Raw genomic sequence first — 3,457 nt, 5'->3', positions numbered from 1 at the left:
AATATTGATGTGTCTGACACGCCCTCTTCGCGAGCAGGCTCGCTCCCACAGGGATATGTGTGTTTTCAACGGACGGCGCTCACCCCATCCAACGTAGAAAACGACGTGTCCTTGGCCGTCAGCAAAAAGTCGCGCATGTACGGGGCGTCCAGCATGTCAGCCCGGATCGCTGCGTACAGCGTGGCAAACAATCCTTTCTCGCCCAATCGCTTGGCCTTCACGTAGCCCCGTGAGCTGTATTCATGCAGCGCCCAATGGGGCATGCCGCATACGCCGCGTCCGCTGGCCACCAGTTGCATCATCATCACCGTCAGTTCCGAGGTGCGGACCTGGGCCGGTTCGACGTCGGCGGGTTCCAGGAAGCGGGTGAAGATGTCCAGTCGATCACGCTCAACCGGGTAGGTGATCAAGGTCTCGGTGAGCAAGTCTTCCGGAACGATGTACGCCTTGCTCGCCAATCGGTGCTGATTGGCCACGGCGAGCATCGCTTCATAGGTGAACAGCGGTACATAGGTAATGCCGACCAGATCCACCGGATCGGACGTCACCACCAGGTCCAGATCGCCACGGGCCAGGGCCGGCAGCGGCGCGAAGGAGAACCCCGAGGCCAGGTCCAGTTCGACCTCCGGCCAGGCGTCGCGGAACTGGTCGATGGTCGGCATCAGCCACTGGAAGCAACTGTGGCATTCGATGGCCATATGCAAGCGCCCGGCCGTACCGCCGGCCAGACGACTGATGTCGCGTTCGGCGGCACGCAGCAGCGGCAGGGTGGCGTCGGCCAGTTGCAGCAGGCGCAAACCGGCACTGGTGAAACGCACCGGTTTGGTCTTGCGCACGAACAACGGCATCCCCATGCGCTCCTCCAGTTCCTTGAACTGGTGGGACAGCGCCGACTGGGTCAGGTGCAGGCGGTCGGCCGCATCCACCAGGCTATCGGCTTCGCGCAAGGCATGCAGGGTCTTCAGGTGACGGATTTCAAGCACCGCGGGGCTCCATGAGGAAAACTTGTGATCAACACGAAAAGGTTGAGTTTGTCTCATGTTGCCCTGGCTGTCGACAATAGCGCCATCTTTTACACAGGAGCACATTCGACATGGCCGTGGCACACACCCTGGGTTTTCCGCGCATTGGCGCCGACCGCGAACTGAAAAAAGCCCTTGAATCCTATTGGAAGGGCGACCTCGACCAGAGCGCACTGAAGAGCGTCGGCCGCCAATTGCGCGCCACCCACTGGCAATTGCAGAAAGACGCCGGCATCGACTTGCTGCCGGTCGGCGACTTCGCCTGGTACGACCAGGTGCTGACTCACTCCCTGGCCTTCGGCGTGATCCCCGAGCGTTTCGACAGCACCCGTGACGAGCGCGGCCTGCCGACCCTCGACACCCTGTTCGCCATGTCCCGTGGCGCCACGGCGAGCTGCTGCGGCGGCGAACATGGCCAGGCGCAATACGCCCAGGAACTGACCAAGTGGTTCGACACCAACTACCATTATCTGGTCCCGGAATTCACCGCTGACCAGCAGTTCAAGCTGAGCTGGGAACAGCTGTTCGATGAAGTTGAAGAAGCCAAGGCCCTCGGCCACAGCATCAAACCCGTCATCATCGGTCCACTGACTTACCTGTGGTTGGGCAAGGCGAAAGGCAACGATTTCGACAAGCTCGACCTGCTGGAGCGCCTGCTGCCGATCTACGGCGAAATCCTCGGTCGCCTCGCCGCCCAAGGCGTTGAATGGGTGCAGATCGATGAGCCGATCCTGACCCTCGACCTGCCGCAGGAATGGAAAAACGCCTTCGAACGCGCGTATCACATCCTGCAGTACTCGCCGCTGAAAAAACTGGTGGCCACTTACTTCAGCGGCCTGCAAGACAACCTCGGCCTGGCCGTCGGCCTGCCGGTGCAAGGTTTGCACATCGACGCCGTGCGGGCGCCGGATCAACTGTTGCACGTGTTGGACCGCTTGCCGATCTACAAGATTCTCTCGGTCGGTCTGGTCAATGGTCGCAACGTCTGGCGCTGCGAGCTGGAGCCCGTGCTTGAACAACTGCGATTTGCCCAGGAGCGTTTTGGCGACAACCTGTGGGTCAGCAGTTCCTGCTCGCTGCTGCACAGCCCGGTGGATCTGGAACGCGAAGACAAACTCGATCCCGAGCTGAAAAGCTGGCTGGCGTTCGCTGTGCAGAAGTGTGGCGAAATCGCTGTACTGCGCGATGCCCTCAACGATCCGCAAGCACCGAAAGTGCAGGCTGCGTTGGCCGAAAGTCGCGTCATCGCTGCTAGTCGTACGCAATCGCCGCGCATTCATAAAGCTGAGGTGCAGGCACGCATCAACGCCATCGACGCAACCGACAGCCAACGCCAATCACCGTTCGCCAAACGCATCGAGCAACAGCGTGCACGGCTGAAACTGCCGGCGTTCCCGACCACCACCATCGGTTCGTTTCCGCAGACCGGTTCGATTCGTCTGGCGCGCCAGGCCTTCAAGCAGGGCAAGCTGTCGGCCAACGATTACACCGACGCCATGCACCACGAAATCCGCCATGCCGTACAAGTCCAGGAACGCCTGGGTCTGGACGTGCTGGTGCACGGTGAAGCCGAGCGCAATGACATGGTCGAGTACTTTGCCGAGCAGCTTGAGGGTTATGCCTTCACCCGTTTCGGCTGGGTGCAAAGCTACGGGTCGCGCTGTGTGAAACCGGCGATCATCTACGGCGACCTGAGCCGCCCGAAAGCCATGACGGTGGACTGGATCACCTATGCCCAGAGCCAGACCGACAAGGTCATGAAAGGTATGCTCACCGGTCCGGTGACCATGTTGATGTGGTCGTTCCCCCGCGAAGACGTATCGCGCAAGGTCCAGGCGCAGCAGTTGGCGCTGGCGTTGCGTGACGAAGTGGTGGACCTGGAAGCCGCCGGCATCAAGATCGTGCAGATCGACGAAGCCGCGTTTCGCGAAGGCCTGCCGCTGCGCCGGGCGCAATGGCAGGAATACCTGGACTGGGCGGTGGAAGCGTTCCGCTTGAGCGCCAGCGGTGTGCGCGATGAAACCCAGATTCACACCCATATGTGCTACAGCGAATTCAATGACGTGATCGAAGCCATTGCGGCGATGGACGCCGATGTGATCACCATTGAGACCTCGCGTTCGGACATGGAATTGCTGGAGGCTTTCAAGGCGTTCGATTACCCGAACGACATTGGTCCGGGCGTTTATGACATTCATTCGCCACGGGTGCCGGACACGGCCGAGATGGTCAAGTTGATGAGCAAAGCGGTGAAGCGCATCCCGGCCGAACGTCTATGGGTCAATCCCGATTGCGGATTGAAAACCCGGGCGTGGCCGGAGACCGAGGCAGCGCTGGTGAACATGGTGGCGGCGGCTCGGCAGTTGCGCAGTCAGTTGGCCTGAGGACGCCTTCGCGAGCAGGCTCGCTCCCACAATGGATCGGTGTCGCACACA

At 60.9% G+C, this 3,457-nt stretch carries 2 protein-coding genes; one reads left to right on the top strand and one right to left on the bottom strand.

The features are described from left to right. Positions 1–65 precede the first annotated feature (65 nt). A complete protein-coding gene (metR, locus tag ACW9HW_RS29525) occupies positions 66–983 on the bottom strand; it encodes a transcriptional regulator MetR (protein WP_095197155.1) in 918 nt (305 codons plus the stop codon). Between the two features lie 110 nt (positions 984–1,093). Between metR and metE the strand changes: the two genes are divergently transcribed. Beyond that, positions 1,094–3,406 carry a 5-methyltetrahydropteroyltriglutamate--homocysteine S-methyltransferase gene (gene metE / locus ACW9HW_RS29520; RefSeq protein WP_457402861.1) on the top strand — a complete coding sequence of 771 codons (2,313 nt, stop codon included), beginning with the start codon at positions 1,094–1,096 and terminating at the stop codon, positions 3,404–3,406. Positions 3,407–3,457 lie beyond the last annotated feature (51 nt).

This window comes from Pseudomonas sp. SDO5532_S415 (genome assembly GCF_054071155.1).
Note: the sequence above shows the minus strand (reverse complement) of the source record. Positions and strands in the feature narration are given on the sequence as shown.

What these genes read in the sequence shown, in the direction of transcription:
- metE (WP_457402861.1), top strand. Translation starts at nt 1,094, where the DNA reads ATGGCCGTGGCACACACCCTGGGTTTTCCGCGCATTGGCGCCGACCGC.